This window comes from Streptomyces sp. CA-106110, from assembly GCF_050936285.1.
GTDB lineage: Bacteria > Actinomycetota > Actinomycetes > Streptomycetales > Streptomycetaceae > Streptomyces.
Genome location: NZ_JBNJNB010000001.1, coordinates 5322439 through 5340729 on the forward strand (window position 1 = coordinate 5322439; position 18291 = coordinate 5340729).

Below are 18291 nucleotides of genomic sequence, written 5' to 3' on the forward strand. Positions count from 1 at the left end.
GGAAAAGGCCCGTCCCCCTGTCCTGAGGGGCGGGCCGTACAGGGGGCTGTGCGACTACTTGGGAGGCTGGCGTTTGAGGAGGGTCGCGCCCCGTCCCTCGGCAGGGACGACCGGCGCCGGCTGCACCTGCTGGTGCGGCACGACCATCGGCCGCTGCCGGTGCGCCGTCAGGGTCTTCTCCCACTTGATCAGAGCTTGGCCGTACTCGCGCACCCGCTGCCGCCACTCGGCTCGGGCGATCATGCCGACGCTGATCCACTCGTCGCCGTCCTTGTAGACCGCGTCCTGCGGGGCCTGGCCCAGGTCGGCGGCCAGGCACTCGCCCTCGATGAACGTGCGGCTTGTCGCACCCAGGCACGCGTTCCACGCCCATACGAAGGGGTGGCCGTGCCAGTCCTGCGGCCTTTCCGGCTGGGATTCCGCACCGCCGGTCGGGGTCTTCAGGCGGGGCCGGTCATCGGTCATGGTCATCAGGTGTCCTTTCGTTCAAGATCTCCTGCGCGAGGGCGATTAGCTTGGCCAGGTCGGAGTAGGTCATCCGCACACCGATCTCAACCTCGACGGAAGGCGCCCAGATGCCCTTCGACCTCGAATTTGTGACGAAGGTGACAGAGTCCGCCTCGTCGTCGATGCGGAGCTGGGTGTAGACGTGCTCGGTTTCCTCGGTCCAGGAGTGGTCTATCTGGCCACCCGCGGACCTGGAGTAGCTGTGGGTGTCCTTTACAGGCATCAGGTGTCCTTACGCGGCAACAGGTGCGGTGCCGGCGGCAGCCCCCTCGTGCTGGCGCCGGAGTTCGGAAAGCGGCAGCGGGTAGGTGACGCCGTCGCGGCGCTGGCGCAGCATCGAGACCGGCTTGCCTAGCAGGTCCCGCATGCCCTGCTCCTGGGCCTCGGCGTATGCGAACAGCTCGGGCTGCTTTTCCAGCGTGAGCCTCCACTGCCTCTGTCCGGCTCGGACGCACAGGCCGGCACAGTTGTTGTGCTCATAGCCGAGCCCGTACAGCCGCGGTGGCTCGATGCCGTACCACCGCGACAGGTCCATGAGCTGGGACTTGGACGCCTCCTTGCTCAGCTCCGGCTCCCACCGATTGCACAGCGGGAACTGCACCCGCCACGGCTTCCAGTTCCGAGCGATGGCCGGGATACGCCGCCGGTCGAGCTTGGTCTTCTCGATGCCGATGTAGACGACGGAGTCACCAACGGGGGCGTGCTCCTTCATCCACTTCCGGCACGGGATCTGCTTGAGGTACTTCGTCTTGAGGTACTTCGTGCAGGGGGTGATGCGGTCGTTGCCGAGGAACCGCTTGTCGCGGAACAGCTCCCACGGGTTACGGCCGTCGGCCACCTTCGTCAGCGGCACCCCGAGCAGGTTGCTGACGTCGTCGACGAACCGCCATAGGTCCGGGTCCTCGGCCTTGGTGTCCGCTATCAGCAGCGTCATGCCGCTGGTGCCGTGCTTCTCGGCAACACGCAGGGCGGCACCGAAGGAGCCGAGGCCGCCGCTGAGCTGGATGACGTGCTGGGTCATCGAGCGTCCTCGGTCACGGTCGCGCCGCCCATGTGCGGCTCCACCTTGATGTTGGCCGCAGTGATGACCGCGCCGTCGTCGAAGGAGTAGGAGGAGAACGCGGGACTGTGGGCGTCGAACCGCTTCTCCAGGCCCAGGAGCGCCCAGCAGATCGCCTTGAGGTGCTCGGTGGTCAGCTCCACGTCGTTGCCGCACGCCTTGCAGGTCAGCGTGACGCTTTCCTGGCCGAAGCCGTCCAGGTCGATGGTGGGCTCTTCGGCTCCGCCGGACAGGTCGAGGGTGAGCATCGCGCTGACGCTGAGGTCGAAGTCCTCGTTGCCGCACTCGCCGCTGTGGTCGCCGGAGTGATCCCAGTTGGTGCACTGCATGGGTTTCCTCTTTCGTTTCGGTGGGTGAGGCTCCGGCTCCTGGCCTAGCGAGCCCAGCCTTAAATGGTCAGGTCACCCATTTGAGTGCCCGAGGTGTCTATTCGGCGTCTTCGTTGAGTACACACAGACGCCGTAGCGAGTGGCGCGGGGCGTCGGCGGCGCGGATCGTGGCCCACCAGCCCCCGGCCCCGTAGGACAGGTCACGCACCCACAGCACGATGCGGTCGGGCTCCATGAAGTCGACCGTGCCGATGAGGGTGATGGGCGTGTCGGTGGGGCGGCCGGCGTCGTCGTAGAACCAGTCGAAGCGGCGCATCTCCCCCACGGTCAGGCCGGTGAACGGGGTCTCGACGAACCGGGTGTAGCGGAAGTCCGTGGTGAACAGCGGGAACTCGGTCACCTGGCCGGTGTCGTAGCGGCGCAGCGACGCGGTCTGGGTGCCGGTGTCCATGCCGATGAACTGACCGCCGGACTTGTCCTCCGCCCGTCCGAACGGGTAGGCCACCATGTGCTTGCCGAGGTACGTCACCAGGTCTTCCGGCGACTTGGGGCTCCTGATCCAGGTGTCCTCGCGGGTCTGCATGCGACGTCCTTTCCTATGTGGGCAGACAAAAGGAGCGGCCCCCGCGCCGGAATCGCAGGGGCCAGCCTCAGCCTTGATCCACCGACGTGGCCTGGAATGGATCTTCTGACCGGTTTTTGAGCGGGTTTCGGGTCGGTGTCTGTGTCTGGGCAGGTGGTATCCGCTGGTCTGCTCAGCTTTTCCACGGTTCGGTTCCGGTCGGGCCCTGGCGGGCGGGGTGGGCAGGGACTGTCAGCCGGGTTCGGGCGGGGCGTGGACGGTGTCGAAGAGGTGTGTCCAGGCGTGCTGCCAGCGCCAGTTGTGCGGGAGGTGCAGGGTGATGCGCCGGGCGGAGCGGGCGAGGCGGGCCGGGACGTGGATCAGGTGGGCGCGGAGGGTGGCGGTGGTGGCCTTGGCGTGGAAGGCGGAGGTCAGTGCGCCGGTGGCCCGCAGGAGGTTGTAGGCCATGGCCCACAGGGTCAGCCAGGCGGCGTTGGCGTGGAAGTGCGCGGACGGCAGGTGGGCCATGGCAGAGGCTTTGCTGTCGGCGATGACCTGCTCGATGACGGCGTGGTGGCGGTGTTCCCGTTCCGCCTGGAGCGTCGGAGCGGGGTTGTCGGTGAAGAACGGGTGGTAGCGCCAGGCGGGGAAGAGCTCCCCCTGCTCTCCCACGACCGCGGGTTTGGCCAGGTCGCGGACCCGGCGCACGATCAGCCGGGCGGTGACCCGCTCCGCCTTCTTGCGGCTGGCGAACGCGGTGTAGGCGGGTATCTCGGCGACTTCGGCGTCCGAGATGAGTTCCCCGTCTCGGGGTCGGGCACCGCGGTCGGGTAGGTGATCTGCCGCCATGCCTGGTCGGGGATGGCGAGGATGGCCCGCTTGATGGAGGGGTTCATGCCGGCGGTGATCGAGAAGTGGGCGCCGGCCCGGCGGCAGGCGGCGATCACCCCGGCGTTGTAGAACTGGGAGTCCGCCCGCAGGATGCGGGTGCCGGTGCAGCCGGCCTCCGCGGCGGTAGCCAGGGCCTCACTGACGAACTTCGGGGCGCCGCGGGAGTCGGCTGCCTTGCCGCGGCGCATCCGCACCCCGGCGATCACCGGCCGGGACTGTGGAGTGCAGATCGTGGCCAGCAGTGGGTGCAGGGTGCGGATGCCCTTGAACCGGCCGTACTCGGCGCCCTGCTTGGTGCGGCCGTATACGCGTTTGTGGGTGGAGTCGACATCGATGAACGCCATCTGGTCGGCCCCGGGCAGCAGTGGGGTATGCGCGGCCAGCGCACCCAGGAACCTCCTGTGCACGGCGTGGAGTTGGAGTGCATGGCCGTGGGTGAACGCGCGCAGGAAAGTGCCGAGCGTGGAGGGGGCACGGATACCGCCGAACATGGCCGGCATCGCACCGTGCCGCAGGACGTCGAGGTCGTCGATGCTGTCCGCACCCACGACCATGCCGGCCACAATGCTGGTGACCTTCGCGTCCGCCGCCGCACCCGCGCCGTTCGTCACCCCGGTCAACTTGACCTTCTCCGTCACCAGTCGCGGCAGACCACACCGCTCGGCCAGCCGCATCACCGGGACCAGCCCGGCATACGCGATCAGATTCGGGTCATCGAACGCAGCGGAGACCGCCGCTGGCGTATGGGAAACTTGCATCTCGGAAGTGCCTTGCTGATTGTGCGTGCTGGAAGCGTGAAGAACTCCCATCATCGCAGGTCACAAGGCACTTCTTCATTTTCCCAAGCGTCATCCACAGGCATCGGTCGGTGGATCGAGGCTCAGTGAACCCGCACACGGCCACGGCCCCGGCGTTGTTCCGTTACGCCCGACTTCGTAGTAGTTGATCAGATGCCGTAGACGGCGAAGGCGTCGTTGTGGTTGAGGAGATCGCGGCGGGCGTGGGCGATGTTGGCTCGTCCGGCGAGGCGGAACGTGCTGCCCAGGTTGCGGAAGCTGGCCAGGGTTCGGGGGGTGCCGGTCCGGACCTGGGAGTTGTCCTCGTGGAAAGTGACGTCCCGCACCCAGTGGATCTTGTTTTCGATGGACCAGTGGGCCCTCTCGTAGTGGTTGAGGTGAGCGGGGCCGGCGAGGTGGGCGGGCATACTGGTGACGCCGAAGACGATCTCCTTCCCGGTCCAGGTGCCGTCGAGGCCGCCGGTGTCACGGCGCAGGCGGAAGACCTGTCCCGCGCCGGGGAAGAGGGCGTCGTCGGCTTGGGCGGTGCGGATCGTGCGGCGCTCGGTGCGCCCGTGCCCACGGTCGTCCTCGGCCTCGGTGGTCTCGGTCCACTCGGCGTCGGTGCCGGCCAGCAGCGCCTGGGCGGCGGCGCGGGCCAGCGGCTGGTTCCCCTTCAGGATCAGGACGTAGTGGGCGTCGAGCCGGTCCGTGATCAGGCGGGCGGTCTTCTTTGTGGTGTGCAGGGCATCCAGGGTGAACACCCATCCAGGCAAGGCGAGTTGGGCCAGCAGGGTGCGGGCCGCCTCGCCCTCGCCGCGCTTGTCCGGAACCTGGGTCTGGCCGAGGACCGCGCCGCTGGCGTGGGCGACCGCCCCGACCAGGAAGACCCGCCCCGATTCGGTGCGGGCGCCGGTCAGGGCCTTGCCGTCGAAAGCCGCGGCGGGCAGGAGCCCGGCCGGCGCCGGGTGTTCCACGGCCCGCTGGGCGGCGCGGCGCTGTTCGCGCTCGATGGGCCCCGGGGTGCACGGGATCTCGGGCGCCGTTGCGGTTCCGGCCGCGACTTCGGTGACGTAAGCACAGGTCGCCGCGTCCAGGGCGTCGGCGTCCAGGTCGGCGAGCACGCGGCGGAAGGTGCGTTCGCTGGGTACGAGGTACTGGCCGGCCAGCGGGTCGTACCGGGCGCCGATGCGTGCCAGTTTGATCTGCGGGGCGCGGGTGGCCCACTGCCAGATCGCGGTCACGGAGTCGCCGCCGACCACCAGCGTCGCGCACGCAGCCAGCACCAGGATCACCACCAGAGGATGCCGCCGCCCTCGCTCCGCTCGCCGGTCAGGGACCTGGCGCAGCCTGCTAGCGAGTAGCCGGGAGGGATCTCACCTCCCGGCTCTCTCAGAACCGTGCGTGAACCTCTCGATTCACACGGCTCCCATCACCCAGTCGTTCGAGGCCGGAGGATTCTCCAGTGGGCGAAGAGCCCCGGGTAGAGCTTGGCGGTCCTCTCCAAGCCCTGCCACGCCCGGCTCCGGCGACGTCGGAGCCGCTTGTACTTCTGCGTGGCCCATCGCATCAGGTACTGATCGATGCCCTTCAGGCTCGGGACCAACGCGGACGGATAGAACCGACCGTAGTAGTTGATCCACCCCCGCACGATGGGATTGATCTCCCGTGCGAGGTCTGCCAGGGACGATCCACTGCGCTGGTGCAGCCGCCATCGGCGGATCTGCGCCCGGATGCGCTTGGCCGCCTCGTCGCTGATCGCCGGGTTGAAGCCGAAGAAGTAGCTCCCCGTCTTCGCCCGGACTTTCCGCGAGCGGAACGTGTATCCGAGGAAGGTGAACAAGACGTGCTCGTACGAACCACGCCTCTTGCCGTCCTGTCGGGTGGCCCGGGGGAATCTCACCCCCGGGCTCCCACAGATCCCGGCGTGAACTTCTCAGTTCACCGGGCTCTTACTGTCCTGGTCACCAAACACGCGGAACCGAGGGAACCCATTGCCAGTGCGCGAGCAGGCGAGGGTAACGCTTGACAATCCCCTGCCAGCTCTCCTGGGCCTTCTTCCTCGACCGCAGCCGTTTGTATTTCTGGCGAATCCACCGCACCAAGTAGGCATTGATGCGTGCCAGGAGGGGATATAGCGCCGATCTGTAGAAGGCGCCGTAATAGTTGGTCCAACCCCGCACTACTGGATTGATCATCCGTGCGAGGTCCATGAAGGTATGACCAGTACGCACGTGCAGTCTCCAGGACCGCACCTCTGCGCTGATCTTGTTCAAGGCGTCCTTGCTGATCGCGGGCAGGAAAGCGGTGAACATCTTCCCGTCCTTTTGCCGCGCTCCGCGAGCCCGGAACGTATACCCCAGGAAGGTGAACGACGTGTGCTCATGTGAGCCGCGTCGATTTCCGTCCCGGCAATAGACGATCCTGGTCTTCTCCGGATGCAGCGCCAGCCCGACCTCGTCCATCCGCTCCGTGAGCGCCTTCAGCACGAAACGTGCCTGACGTTCACTGAAGCAGTGCAACACCGCATCATCCACATAGCGTTCGAACCTGATGGCGGGGAACTTCCTGGCCATCCATGTATCGAGTGCATAGTGGAGGAACAGGTTGGCGAGTACGGGTGAAACCGCTGACCCCTGAGGAGTCCCGCAGTCGCGCTGCTGCAAGGTCCCGTCGGGTAGTTGCAGCGGGGCATTGAGCCACCGCCGCACGTACAGCACCACCCACGGGAGGTCGGTGTTCGCCTCCACCGCTTTGACGATCAGGTCCCACGGAACGCTGTCAAAGAACTTCCGGATGTCGAGATCGATCACCCAGTCCGCTTTCCAACAGCGTCGCCGGCAGACCTCGACGGCATCCAACGCGGAACGCCCCGGGCGGTAACCGTAGGAGTCGGGATGGAAGATCGGCTCGACCTTCCGCTCCAACTCCTGAGCCACCACCGTTTGTGCGATCCGGTCGCCTACAGTCGGCACTCCGAGAATCCTGGTGCCTCCGCCATGCGTCTTGGCGATCTCCACCGCCTGCACCGGAGGCGGGAAATACGAGCCGGAGGACATCCTGTTCCAGATCTTGTAAAGGTTTCCCTTGAGATCCTTCTCGAACTCCTCGATCGATACCCCGTCGACCCCCGATGCCCCCTTGTTTGCCTTGACCTTCTTGTATGCCTCCCAGACAGCCCGCTTTGATATTTCGAACGGCTTGCCCGGCGATTTCAACTCGTCCACGCGACTCCTCCCGGGAACTCAGCCCGGTTGATCGAACGAACACCAGTCACGGACAGCCCGGCCCCTTCGCTCCACTCCCATTACAGGAGCTTCGTCACTACTACGAACCGGTCCGCCAGCGGACCCCGACTCGGTACTCAACCCCTTGTGGTTTCTGCCACTTGGGGCGCTCCCTTTCGTCCACCCGAGGCTTGACGGCATCGGGGCACGCCTTCTCCCGTTCCGTACGGAAGCGGCAGATCAGGATCACGTCGTCTACATGCCGGACATCGCCTGGCCAATGAGCGGGTACCCGCCAGACTCGTCCCGGGATAACTGCAACATCCCGGTTTTGATGTCAGTTGTTCGTGTTACGACACGTCAGCAACGATTCGCTTGCGCTCGTCTTCCTGACCCCTACCTGACGCCTCTGACGACGCCTTTTCCTCATCGCTCACCACGACGGTCTTCAACCCAACGCAGCATGAGGTCGAGTAGCCGGGGGGAATTTCACCCCCCGGCCCTCACAGATCCCGGCGTGACAGTCTCCCGTCACCGGGCTCTTGTCATCCTGATCACCAGAACGTGGGAACCCATGCCCAATGGGCGAAGAGCCTGGGGTACTGACGGGTGATACGCCGCCAGCACGCATGGGCCTTCTTGAAGGTCCGCAGCCGCTTGAACTTCTTGCGGATCCAGCGCATCAAGTAGGCGTTGATGCGCTCCAGGAGGGGAAGCAGCGCCGTCCGGTAGAACGCACCGAAGTACTGCATCCAGCCCCGAACGATCGGATTGATCGCCCGTGCGAGCTCGGCGAAGGTCCGGCCGATCTGTCGGTGAAGCCGCCATTGCCGCACTTCACCACTGATCTTCTTCGAGGATTCCTTGCTGATCGCCGGCAGGAACGAGGTGAACCTCTCCCCATTCCTGTCGATGGCCTTGCGAGCCCGGAAAGTGAACCCCAGGAAGGTGAACTCCGTCTGCCCGTACGGACGTCGGCGCTTATTACCATCCCGGCAGTACACGATCTTGGTCTTGTCGGGATGCAGCCGCAACCCAACTTCCCTCATCCTGTTCGCGATTGCCTCCCGTAGTTTCCGGGCCTGACCCTCGCTGACACAGTACACAACACCGTCGTCTGCGTACCGTTCGAACGGTACGCCCGGATACTCCCGGGCCATCCACATGTCGAACGCATAATGCATGAACAGGTTAGCCAAAACAGGCGAAATCGCAGAACCCTGCGGGGTTCCGCGATCGCGCTGCTGCAAGGTCCCGTCAGGCAGTTGCAACGGCGCCTCAAGCCACCGCCGCACATACAGAACTACCCAGGGGAGATCCGTGTGGGCCCGAACCGCTTTGACGACAAGGTCCCAGGGCACGCTGTCAAAGAATTTCTGGATGTCCAGATCGATCACCCAGTCATACTTCCAACAGCGTTTCCGGCACGCCGCGACCGCATCCAACGCGGACCGCCCAGGACGGTAGCCGTAGGAGTCCTGATGGAAGATCGGTTCGACCTTCTCTTCAAGACGCCGGGCTACTACCGTTTGAGCGATTCGGTCAGCCACGGTGGGCACACCGAGCAAACGAACCCCACCACCATGCGACTTCGGGATCTCCACACCCTTCACCGGAGGCGGAAAGTAACTCCCCGAAGACAGACGATTCCAGATTCGATAGAGATTACCCTTCAGATCCTTCTCGAAGTCCTCGATGGAGCGCCCGTCCACCCCTGCCGCACCCTTGTTCGCCTTGACCTTCTCGTACGCCTCCTGAACCTCCCACTTCGAGATCTCAAACGGCTTGTCCGATGATTTCAACTGGTCCACCCAGCTCCTCCCGGAGAACTTCCGGTTGACCGAACGAACAATCAGTCACGGATGACCCGGCCCCTTCGCTCCCCCTTCATTACAAAGGGTTCCTCACTACTACGAGCCGGTCCGCCAGCACACCCCGCGTCGGTACTCAAACCCTCACGGTTCTTCCGCTTGGGCCGCTCCCTCTCGCCACCCGCATGACTCAAGCGGCACTATCAGGGCATGCCTTCTCACGTTCCATGCGAGAGCCGCAGATCAGGCTCACGTCGCCTCCGTGCCGGACACCGCCTGGCCAGTAGACGGGACTCCCGCCAGACTTATCCCGGAGCAACCACAAATCTCCGGTTCTGATGTCACCTGTTTTCTAACGACACTTCAGCAGCGATTCACTTGCGTTCGTCTTCCTGATCCCCACCTGACGGCTCTACCGCCGCCTTTTCCACATCGCTCACCACGACGGTCGTCAACCAACGCAGCATGTGGCGGTTTGGCACCATCCCCCGCAGGACGGAACCGAGGGGCCAAGTCCCTCATCTCTCGCACAGCACCGCATCGCGAAGCTCTCCTACCTGAACTCCCCTCTGCGTTCGTGACACACGTGGTTTGGAGCCTCCCCCTGCAGGGCGACCCCGGAGGACCTACCTCCATCTCCTGCACAGCACCGCTTCCAGAAGCTCCTACACCGACGCCTCCTTCAACGTTCGTGACACACGACCAGCGCAGACTCCGCTGCCGCAGGGTCGGCGGCGAGCTCGGCCTCCCACAGCGCGAGGTCGGTGAGCTGGCCAAGGACAGGGCTGATCAGAGAGGATGCGGACACGAGCGCGGCTCCTGAGACGATCTTCTGGCGTAGGAACCTGAAAGATCATCAGAGGCCGTGCTCGCCTTGCAACTTGCCACCTCACCCCACGGACAAACGACCCAAAACCCATCAAAGATCAACTACGCCGGGGCCGTGCCCGACCCGCGTGCTGGCGACCGGCACATTCGCTAGGTTTCGCCACCCCACACAGGACGCTGACCTGAAGTTCCCCCGCTGAGCTGGACAGCCTGATACTGGGACGGTTGGGTCCCAGAGGAAGCAGTCCAGGTTGAGTGGCAAGAGCAACATGAGCAAGCGGTACACGCCCGAGTTCAAGCAGGACGCGGTGGAGCTGGTTCGCTCCTCCGGTCGGAACGTGACCGAGGTTGCCCGGGAGCTCGGCGTGAGTGCCGAGGGGCTGCGCGGCTGGGTCAAGCAGGCGAAGGTCGACCGCGGCGAGGGGCCCGCTGGCGCGCTGACCAGTGATGAGCGGGACGAGCTGCGGCGGTTGCGTCGTGAGGCCGCCGAGCTGAAGAAGGCGAACGAGATCCTGGTAAAAGTAGTCATGCCGCCGCTGTGCGGCGCCACCGTGGCGGGATGAGAATCCGGCTGGACCGCGCCTGCAGGACGCCAGCCCAACGCTACTGTTCGCCATCGGCTCGCCAGGGTCATCCTGCGGATGGTGACGCCCGGTTGACGTCGGTGCCGTGTGGTACTTCGAGTCCGCGTAAAAAGTATGACGCTGGGGCCTGAGGGATCGTTGACTGCTGCCACGAGCGCGAATCTCAGACTCTTCGACTGGTAGGCCCCTTCGGGCGGCACCGTCCGCGGCCGATCATCGGGGAGGCGAGGATGGACGTTATCGTGGACCGGGTCGCCGGCTTGGACGTGCACCGCGATACCGCGGTCGCCACGATCCGGGTTCCCGGCAGGCGCCGGGGCAGTCGGCATCATGAGACGCGGACTTACCAGACCACCGTGCGCGGTCTGGGTGAGCTCGGCAACTGGCTGGTCGCCGAACATATCGAGCTGGCGGGCATGGAGGCCACCGGGATCTATTGGAAGCCTGTGTTCGCCGCGCTGGAGGATCGGCTTGCGTGCTGGTTGTTGAATGCCCATCACATGCACAACGTGCCGGGCCGTAAGACCGACGTGGCCGACTCCGCGTGGATCGCCCAATTGTTGGAGCACGGACTGGTACGGCCTTCGTTCGTGCCGCCGCCGGAGATGCGGGATCTGCGGGATCTGACCCGCTCGCGCAGCGCGGTCACCCAGGAGCGGACCCGGATGATCCAGCGCCTGGAGAAGGTGATGCAGGACGCTGGGATCAAGCTGACCTCGGTGGCCTCGCAGGCGTATTCGAAGTCTGTCCGGGCCATCGTGGACGCGCTGATCCGTGGTGAGGGTGACCCGAAGGCGCTGGCGGCGCTGGCCAAGGGGCGACTGCGCTCCAAGCAAGACCGTCTGGTCGAGGCCCTGGGCAACCGTTTCCGCCCCGAGCACCACGGTGTGCTGGCAGCGCGGCTGCTGGACCACATCGACTCGCTGGAGGAAGCATCGGCGACGCTGGATGCCGAGATCGGACGGCGCCTTGCTCCGCACGCCGATCTGGTGGAACTGATCCGCTCCATCCCCGGCGTTGGGCCGAAGAACGTCCAGGTCCTGATCGCCGAGATCGGACTGGACATGGAGGTCTTCCCCACGTCGGCCCACCTCGCCTCCTGGGCAGGTATCTGCCCCGGCAACAACGCCTCCGGCGGCAAGCGCCGCCCAGGGCATACCCGTCCCGGCTCGCGCTGGCTCAAACAGGCACTGACCGAGGCCGCCTGGGGAGCCGCCCGCACCCGCGGTACCTACCTGGCCGCCCACCATGCCCAGATCAAGGGCCGTGCGGGACGGTTCAAGGCCATCGGCGCGACCCGGCACGACATCATCGTCGCCTACTGGCACATCGTCCACGACCGGGTGCCCTACCGGGAGCTGGGATCGGACTGGATCGCCCGCCGGTACTCGCCCGAGCGCCGAGCCCAACGGCTGATCTCCCAGCTGGAGGACCTGGGCATGAGGGTGACCGTGGTTCCGGGCACGTCGGCGTGACGTGGATTCATATCTCAGCAGCGGCCTTCTTCGCGAAGGAGATCGTGAAGTAGGCGAGGTGTGCCTCTTCATCGATGCGGAGAAGGCCACCGAGGGCAACCCCGATGGCTACAGCGTTGCGCTGCTGTGCCGTGTACTGAAGGTCTCGCGCGCCACGTACTACTTCTGGCTGGCAAGTCGGCCGGCCGTCGCCGAGCGGCAGCGCGCCGAGGACGAACTCGCTGAGGAGATACGGGAGATCCACGGGAAGTCGCGTGGTGCCTATGGCGCCCCGCGCGTGCACGCCGCGCTGCGGCGCAAGGGCCATGCGATCAACCGGAAGAAGGTTGAACGGATCATGCGGGAGCGCGATATCCGAGGCGTGACCCGCCGCAAGCGCCGGTACCTGACGAAGCAGGACACCAAGGCCGCCCCGGCCCCGGACCTGGTCGGCCGCGACGTCACCGCCGCCGAACCCGGCACGAAGCTCGTCGGGGACATTACGTATCTGGCGACGATCGAGGGCTGGTGGTACCTGGCGACGGTCATCGACCTGGCGACACGCGAGGTGATCGGGTACGCGATGGCCGATCACCACCGCGCCGAACTGGTTACCGACGCGCTGGAGATGGCCGCCGGGCGCGGCCAGTTGCAGCCCGGCTGCATCATGCACACCGACCGCGGCAGCGAGTACACGAGTAGCGAATTCTGCCGGAAAATAAGGAAGTTGAACCTGAGGCAGAGTATGGGGAGAACCGGCATATGCTACGATAACGCCGCAGCCGAGAGCTTTTTCGGTTTGCTCAAAGCGGAGATCGGCACGACCGTCTGGGAGAGCCGCGAGGCGGCTCGCGCCGACGTCTTCCGCTTCATCGAAGTCGAATACAACCGCACCAGGCTCCGCAAACACCCCGAGTTCGGGTACCTCACCCCACTCGAAACCCGAGCCAGGCTGCAGCACGACTTCACCCCCGCAGCGTAAGCATCCGCTGTCCAAGATCAGGGGGGAACTTCAGACCGGTGTTCCCGACGAGCTGTGCTTTGCAAGCAAGCCGCAACTCGCGGCCCACATGCTCCGCGCCGCCGGTCAGCAGGGCATATCTGCATCCTTCTTCCTGGGTGACGAGGTCTACGGAGGGCGGGAGCTGCGTACCACCTGCCGCGAGCTGGGCCTGGGCTACGTCGTGGCAGTGCGCTCCAACCACCAGGTCACCACCCCGGCCGCGAAGCTGAGCGTGACCCAGGCCGCTAGCCGGCTGCCGAAGCGGGCCTGGCAGCGGATGCGGACCGGCGCGGGGCAGAAGGGCATACGCGACTACGACTGGGCGATGATCGAGGTCACTGCCGACGACACCCCCGACGGACACGACCGCGACGCGGGGACGTCCGTATTGCTGGTCCGCCGACACCGCTATACCCGCACCGTGTCCTACTACCGCTGCTTCGCCCCCGGGCCGGTGACGCTGGCAAGACTGGTGTCACTGGTGTGCCGCAGGTGGCGGGTAGAGGACGACTTCCAGGATGCGAAGGAGGTCTGCCACCTCGACAAAGGCCAGGTCACCTGCTGGAACTCCTGGCACCGCTGGAGCGTGATCGCCCTGGTCGCCTACGCCTTCCTGGCCGTCGCCGCTGCCCTCGAACGTGCCGCCCAGACCGGCCGGAACGATCCTGCCGAGGCCGACCTCGTCCCCCTCAGCAGCCACGAACTTCTCCGCCTGCTACGGGCCTTGATCCTTCCGCCATCCCGACGAGACCCCGAACACCTGCCGTGGTGGTCCACCTGGCGCCGCCGCCATCAACACCGCGCCCGCCTCTGCCACCGCCGTTGGCACGCGTACGCCGACACCACACCATGATCAGAAAGCTCAGCAGCAGCTATCTACAGCTGCCGTGGGTGACCCTTCAGTTGGAGATCAGCGGCCCCGCTGTAGTTCCTCGGTCATCGTGTGGGGGTAACTGCCTTGTATGAAGGCGGAGTTACTGGACATTATGCCGGAGATCACCGATCGGGAGCGGGCCGAGGAGTTCTCCGATCAGTTGGAGAACCTGCTGGTGGAGGTTGACGGGATCTTCCCGCGGGCGGATCTGCGGATGCGGGCCGCGCGGTGCATCCGCGGCCTGCTCTCCCCGGTGTCACGCAAGAATGGCTGGCAGCTTGCCGAGTACGGCGGCGACGCCGAGCCGTGGGGCAGCAGCATCTGCTGGACCGCTCGGTCTGGGACGTCGATGCGCTGCGGGACTTCACCCGACGCTACGTCATCGATGGCCTGGACGACGGCGGGAGGGGAGCTGGGCCCGGCGGAGCGGGGGTTTTGGTGGTCGACGAGACCGGCTTCGCCAAGAAGGGCCGGGCCTCGGTCGGGGTGGCCAGGCAGTACTCCGGCACGCTCGGCGGGGTCTTCCCGTGCCAGATCGGGGTGATGGCCGCCTGGGCCACCGGACGCGGGCAGGCACTGATCGACCGGGAGATCTACCAGCCCCGGGAATGGACCGAGGACCGGGCCCGCTGCCGCGCCGCACACGTCCCCGACACCGTCGGTTTCGCCACCAAGCCCCGCCTGGCCGAGCAGATGATCGCCCGTACGCTGCCCAACCTTCCCGAGGACCGGGTGTGGGTGGCCGCCGATGAGGTCTATGGACGCGACGGCGCCTTCCGCGTCTTCCTGGAGGAGCACCATCTGCCCTACGCGGTGAACGTGCAGGCCAACCACACGGTGCTGCCCCGTCCCGGCTGGCGGCACGCCGCGAGGCTGGTGGAGCGGCACGCCGCCGAGGACGACTGGGTCACCCTGCCGGCCGGCCCCTGCCAGCTCGACTCCCGCGTCTGGCAGTGGTGGGTACGCCCTATCCCCGACCCTGAGGCGGAGACCGGCGACGGGGCGTGGGCGCGGTGGTTCATCGCCCGGCGACGGCCGCAGACCCCCACCGGGCGCGACTACTACCTGGCCTGGGGCCCGCCCGAGACCACCGTGGAAGAGCTGGTCTGTGTACCCGGGGCCCGCTGGCGAGTGGAGGAAGCGATCAAGCTCGCGAAGTCGGCCGCCGGGATGGCCGATTACGAGGTGCGTTCCTTCCACGGCTGGTACCGGCACATCACCCTGGCCCAGCTGGCCGCGGCCTTCCTGGCTGTCCAGGCCGCGGCCGCCACCCGCGACGAGGAGCCCGCCCCCGGCCCCGACCGCGTCGCGGAGATCCTGCACGCCAGCTTGGACACGCCTCCCGGCCACACAGGGGGACCTCGCCGATCCCACCAGCCCTACCGGCACCGCCGCTATCGCGTTCACGGCGTATGAAATCGCCCGACTGCTGTGGGTGATGGCACCCCAGCCCACCCCGGCCGAGCGGATCCGCCACGGCCTGCACTGGTCCTGGTGGCGACGCTGCCACCAGGCCGTCGCCCGCGCCTGTCACAGGCGGCGCAACCGTGCCCGCGAAGCCGAACACCCCACGGCACGGCCGCCACCCACCGGTCCTCAAACTACAGCGGGGCCGCTGATCTCCAACTGAAGGGACTACCCCGCCTAACTTCGAAGACCCCGATTGGCGCCGTAGAGGCCTTGTAGAGCTGCTGTAGAGCCTGCCGTGGCAGGGTCGAGTGCATAACAGGCAAGAAGTGTCGCCGCTCAATGAGGAGTAATTCGCATGGCCGCGGGCAGTGGCGGGCGTGTTGCACGACGAAGGGAACCGTGTGGAGAGTCGGGCTGATATACCGATAACGCCGGAGGAGGGGACGTGCGTCGGCGTGGTGTTCGGCGGGCCGTCCGCTGAACACGCGGTGTCGGCCGCCTCGGCGCTGGCCGTCATCCGCGCGCTCCGTACCACCCGGTTCCGTCCCGTCGCCATCGGCATAGACAGGGACGGACGCTGGAGACTGCTCCCGGCCCACGCGGTCGAGAAGGCCGTGGCGGCGAGGCCGGACGGGCCGGCCGTCCGAGACGGGCTGACCGTGGAGGGGATCCAGGTCGAGCTCCGGCACAACGGATGCCTCGTCTCCTCCGAGTCCCCGGCAGAGGTCATCGAACGGCTCGACGTCGTGTTTCCCGTGATGCACGGACCGTACGGTGAGGACGGGGTGATCCAGGGTTACCTGGAGGCCCTTGACATGCCGTACGTGGGCTCCGGCGTGGGCGCCTCCGCGGTCGGCATGGACAAGGTGGCCATGAGGCGTGCGTTCGCCGCCGAAGGTCTGCCGGTAGTCCCGGGTACCTGGTACACCCGGAGACAGTGGCTGCGCGAGGACCCGCTGACGGCGGCCGGCGGACTGTCCTGGCCCCGGTTCACCAAGCCGGCCAGGATGGGGTCGTCCATCGGCGTCTCGCGGGTCACCGGGCCGGCCGAGTTGGCACGCGCCGTCGCCGAGGCGTTCCGGTACGACGACGTGGTCCTGGTGGAGGAGGGGATCACTGCCAGGGAACTGCTCTGCGGGGTCATCGGCGACGCCGACGAGGCTGAGGCCTCGGTGCCCTCCGAACTCAAGGTCGCCGGAGGGTTCTCCGACTATGCGCAGAAGTACCTCACGGGGGCCACGGTAAACTCGCCGGCGGACGTGCCGGCCGACGTCGCCGCGGAAGTGCGCACGTTGTCACTACGGGCGTTCCACGCCATCGGCGGCTACGGCCTGGCACGGGTCGACTTCCTGTACGACGAGGCGGCCGGCAGGCTGTACATCGGGGAGATCAACACGATGCCCGGATTCACCGCGCGTTCGGTGTTCGCCCGGGGCTGGGCCGAGAGCGGGCTGCCGTACACACAGCTCCTCGAACGCCTCCTCGACCTCGCCTTCGCCCGGCACGCGCTCGGACGTGACCGTGCCCGACACCCCGAGTTTGCCGCGGGAGAGTCACGATGATCCCCCTGATGCTGGAGGAGATCGCCCGGATCGTGGACGGGACGGTGCACGGGAGTGCCGATCCCGGGCTCACCGTCACCGGGCCGGTGGTCACCGACACCCGCGAGGTGACGGCCGGAGCTCTGTTCGGGGCCATCGTGGGCGAGCGCAGCGACGGCCACGACTTCGCGCCCGTGGTGTACTCCGCCGGCGCCGTCGCGGTGCTGGGTTCCCGCCCGGTCGACGGACCGTGCGTGGTGGTGGATGACGTGGTCACCGCGCTGACCAGACTGGCCGCGTTCGTCCGCGACCGGCTGAGCCCCGTCGTCATCGGGCTCACCGGGTCGGTGGGCAAGACCACGACCAAGGACCTGCTCGCCCAGATCCTGGAGCACGAAGCGCCGACGGTCGCCACCGCGCGTTCCTACAACAACGAGATAGGCCTCCCGCTCACCATACTGCGCGCCGACCCGCAGACCCGTTACCTCGTCCTGGAGATGGGCGCCGCACAGCCGGGTGACATCACCCATCTGGTGCGGGTGGGGCGGCCGCAGATCGGCATGGTGCTCAACGTCGAACCGGCCCACGTACTCACGATGGGCGGGATCGACGGTGTCGTGAAGGCGAAGAGCGAGATGGTGCTGGACCTGCCCGCGGCGGCGGAGGGCGGGCTCGCGCTCCTCAACGCCGACGACGAGCGCGTCGCCGCCATGGCGCACCTGACGCCCGCAGCGGTGATGTTCTACGGCGTCGGCCAGGACGTAGCCGTGCGGGCGCGGGACGTGACGCTCGACGCGACGGGCCGCGCGTCCTTCACGCTGCACGTCCAGACGGAGCAGGTCCCGGTGCGGCTGCGGCTGCCCGGCGCGCACCAGGTCGCGAACGCGCTGGCCGCCGCATGTGCCGCGAGTGCCGTCGGTGTCCCGGCCGACCGGATCGCGGCAGCTCTGAGCAGCGCAGTGCCCCGCTCGCCGGGGCGGTTCGAGATCAAGGAACGTCCCGACGGCGTCACCGTCATCGACGACGCCTACAACGCCAACCCGGCCTCGACACGGGCGGCGATCCGCACGCTCGCCACGATGGCTGGTGACCGCCGCACGGTCGCCGTTCTCGGCGAGATGATGCACCAGGCCGAAGGGACGGTCCACCATCACGAGGCCATCGGCGAACTGGCAGGCGCGCTCGGCATCGACGTCCTCGTGGCGGTGGGCGAGGGCGAGGGACCGGACGCCATGGTCGCCGCCGCGCGCGGGGCCGGCGTGTCCGTGCACGCCGTGCCGGACGGCGCTGCCGCGATCGGTCTTCTGCGGGAATCGCTGCGCCCGGCCGATGTTGTCCTGGTCAAGGCCTCCAGCATGGTGGGCCTGTCGGCTGTGGCGACGGCGCTTGACGCCCCGGCCTCATGAGCAGCCCGAAAACCATTGCTCGGATATG

The 18291-nt window shown here is 66.8% G+C and carries 17 protein-coding genes and 1 pseudogene; 7 read left to right on the plus strand and 11 right to left on the minus strand.

The features are described 5' to 3' along the window. Positions 1-54: 54 nt before the first annotated feature. From ACQEXA_RS24445 to ACQEXA_RS24495, 11 genes and pseudogenes are all read right to left on the minus strand, one after another. On the minus strand, positions 55-471 hold the full coding sequence (locus tag ACQEXA_RS24445; RefSeq protein WP_432931356.1) for a hypothetical protein: 417 nt from the start codon (positions 469-471) through the stop codon (positions 55-57). Continuing rightward, positions 455-730 (minus strand): hypothetical protein, encoded by a 276-nt coding sequence (locus tag ACQEXA_RS24450; protein WP_432931354.1) that lies wholly within the window; start codon positions 728-730, stop codon positions 455-457. Before ACQEXA_RS24450 ends, ACQEXA_RS24445 begins: the two co-directional genes overlap by 17 nt. Positions 731-739: 9 nt before the next feature. Beyond that, complete coding sequence (locus ACQEXA_RS24455) at positions 740-1528, minus strand: hypothetical protein (RefSeq protein WP_432931352.1); 789 nt, start codon at positions 1526-1528, stop codon at positions 740-742. Continuing rightward, the gene (locus ACQEXA_RS24460) at positions 1525-1896 is read right to left on the minus strand and encodes a hypothetical protein (protein WP_432931350.1); all 372 of its coding nucleotides are present in this window, start codon (positions 1894-1896) and stop codon (positions 1525-1527) included. The genes ACQEXA_RS24455 and ACQEXA_RS24460 overlap by 4 nt, the downstream gene beginning before the upstream one ends. 97 nt (positions 1897-1993) lie before the next feature. After that, entirely contained in the window at positions 1994-2479 is a 486-nt protein-coding gene (locus ACQEXA_RS24465; protein WP_433131002.1) for a hypothetical protein, read from the minus strand. A gap of 231 nt (positions 2480-2710) precedes the next feature. Next, positions 2711-4107 (minus strand): annotated as a pseudogene (locus ACQEXA_RS24470) (IS1380 family transposase). Between the two features lie 188 nt (positions 4108-4295). After that, positions 4296-5474, minus strand: a complete 1179-nt coding sequence (locus ACQEXA_RS24475; protein WP_433134608.1) for an ISAs1 family transposase — start codon at positions 5472-5474, stop codon at positions 4296-4298. Positions 5475-5557: 83 nt separating this feature from the next. After that, complete coding sequence (locus tag ACQEXA_RS24480; RefSeq protein WP_433131004.1) at positions 5558-6028, minus strand: group II intron maturase-specific domain-containing protein; 471 nt, start codon at positions 6026-6028, stop codon at positions 5558-5560. A gap of 61 nt (positions 6029-6089) precedes the next feature. Next, positions 6090-7352: a group II intron reverse transcriptase/maturase gene (gene ltrA / locus ACQEXA_RS24485; RefSeq protein ID WP_433131006.1), complete on the minus strand. Its 1263-nt coding sequence runs from the start codon at positions 7350-7352 to the stop codon at positions 6090-6092. 554 nt (positions 7353-7906) lie between these two features. Continuing rightward, positions 7907-9163, minus strand: coding sequence for a group II intron reverse transcriptase/maturase (gene ltrA, locus ACQEXA_RS24490; RefSeq protein WP_433131008.1), 1257 nt, complete (start codon positions 9161-9163; stop codon positions 7907-7909). A 682-nt stretch (positions 9164-9845) separates the two neighbouring features. Beyond that, complete coding sequence (locus ACQEXA_RS24495) at positions 9846-9971, minus strand: hypothetical protein (RefSeq protein ID WP_432931326.1); 126 nt, start codon at positions 9969-9971, stop codon at positions 9846-9848. Between the two features lie 271 nt (positions 9972-10242). Between ACQEXA_RS24495 and ACQEXA_RS24500 the strand changes: the two genes are divergently transcribed. The 7 genes from ACQEXA_RS24500 to ACQEXA_RS24530 all read left to right on the plus strand — a co-directional run bounded on the left by ACQEXA_RS24500 (position 10243) and on the right by ACQEXA_RS24530 (position 18263). After that, positions 10243-10554, plus strand: a complete 312-nt coding sequence (locus ACQEXA_RS24500; RefSeq protein WP_432929109.1) for a transposase — start codon at positions 10243-10245, stop codon at positions 10552-10554. Between the two features lie 251 nt (positions 10555-10805). Continuing rightward, positions 10806-12050, plus strand: a complete 1245-nt coding sequence (locus ACQEXA_RS24505) for an IS110 family transposase (protein ID WP_433131010.1) — start codon at positions 10806-10808, stop codon at positions 12048-12050. A 58-nt stretch (positions 12051-12108) separates the two neighbouring features. After that, complete coding sequence (locus ACQEXA_RS24510; RefSeq protein ID WP_432929105.1) at positions 12109-13011, plus strand: IS3 family transposase; 903 nt, start codon at positions 12109-12111, stop codon at positions 13009-13011. A 52-nt stretch (positions 13012-13063) separates the two neighbouring features. After that, complete coding sequence (locus ACQEXA_RS24515; RefSeq protein ID WP_433134610.1) at positions 13064-13885, plus strand: IS701 family transposase; 822 nt, start codon at positions 13064-13066, stop codon at positions 13883-13885. A 327-nt stretch (positions 13886-14212) separates the two neighbouring features. Beyond that, positions 14213-15322 carry an IS701 family transposase gene (locus ACQEXA_RS24520; protein WP_433131012.1) on the plus strand — a complete coding sequence of 370 codons (1110 nt, stop codon included), beginning with the start codon at positions 14213-14215 and terminating at the stop codon, positions 15320-15322. Positions 15323-15771: 449 nt separating this feature from the next. Then, positions 15772-16878, plus strand: coding sequence for a D-alanine--D-alanine ligase family protein (locus ACQEXA_RS24525; protein ID WP_432931320.1), 1107 nt, complete (start codon positions 15772-15774; stop codon positions 16876-16878). Continuing rightward, complete coding sequence (locus ACQEXA_RS24530; RefSeq protein WP_432931318.1) at positions 16875-18263, plus strand: UDP-N-acetylmuramoyl-tripeptide--D-alanyl-D-alanine ligase; 1389 nt, start codon at positions 16875-16877, stop codon at positions 18261-18263. Before ACQEXA_RS24525 ends, ACQEXA_RS24530 begins: the two co-directional genes overlap by 4 nt. The last annotated feature ends 28 nt before the right edge of the window (positions 18264-18291 follow it).

Bases quoted from the DNA above. Each gene is read 5' to 3' on its own strand.
- ACQEXA_RS24455 (WP_432931352.1), bottom strand. From the start codon at position 1,528: ATGACCCAGCACGTCATCCAGCTCAGCGGCGGCCTCGGCTCCTTCGGT.
- ACQEXA_RS24530 (WP_432931318.1), top strand. From the start codon at position 16,875: ATGATCCCCCTGATGCTGGAGGAGATCGCCCGGATCGTGGACGGGACG.
- ACQEXA_RS24465 (WP_433131002.1), bottom strand. From the start codon at position 2,479: ATGCAGACCCGCGAGGACACCTGGATCAGGAGCCCCAAGTCGCCGGAA.
- ACQEXA_RS24450 (WP_432931354.1), bottom strand. From the start codon at position 730: ATGCCTGTAAAGGACACCCACAGCTACTCCAGGTCCGCGGGTGGCCAG.
- ACQEXA_RS24505 (WP_433131010.1), top strand. From the start codon at position 10,806: ATGGACGTTATCGTGGACCGGGTCGCCGGCTTGGACGTGCACCGCGAT.
- ACQEXA_RS24445 (WP_432931356.1), bottom strand. From the start codon at position 471: ATGACCATGACCGATGACCGGCCCCGCCTGAAGACCCCGACCGGCGGT.
- ACQEXA_RS24460 (WP_432931350.1), bottom strand. From the start codon at position 1,896: ATGCAGTGCACCAACTGGGATCACTCCGGCGACCACAGCGGCGAGTGC.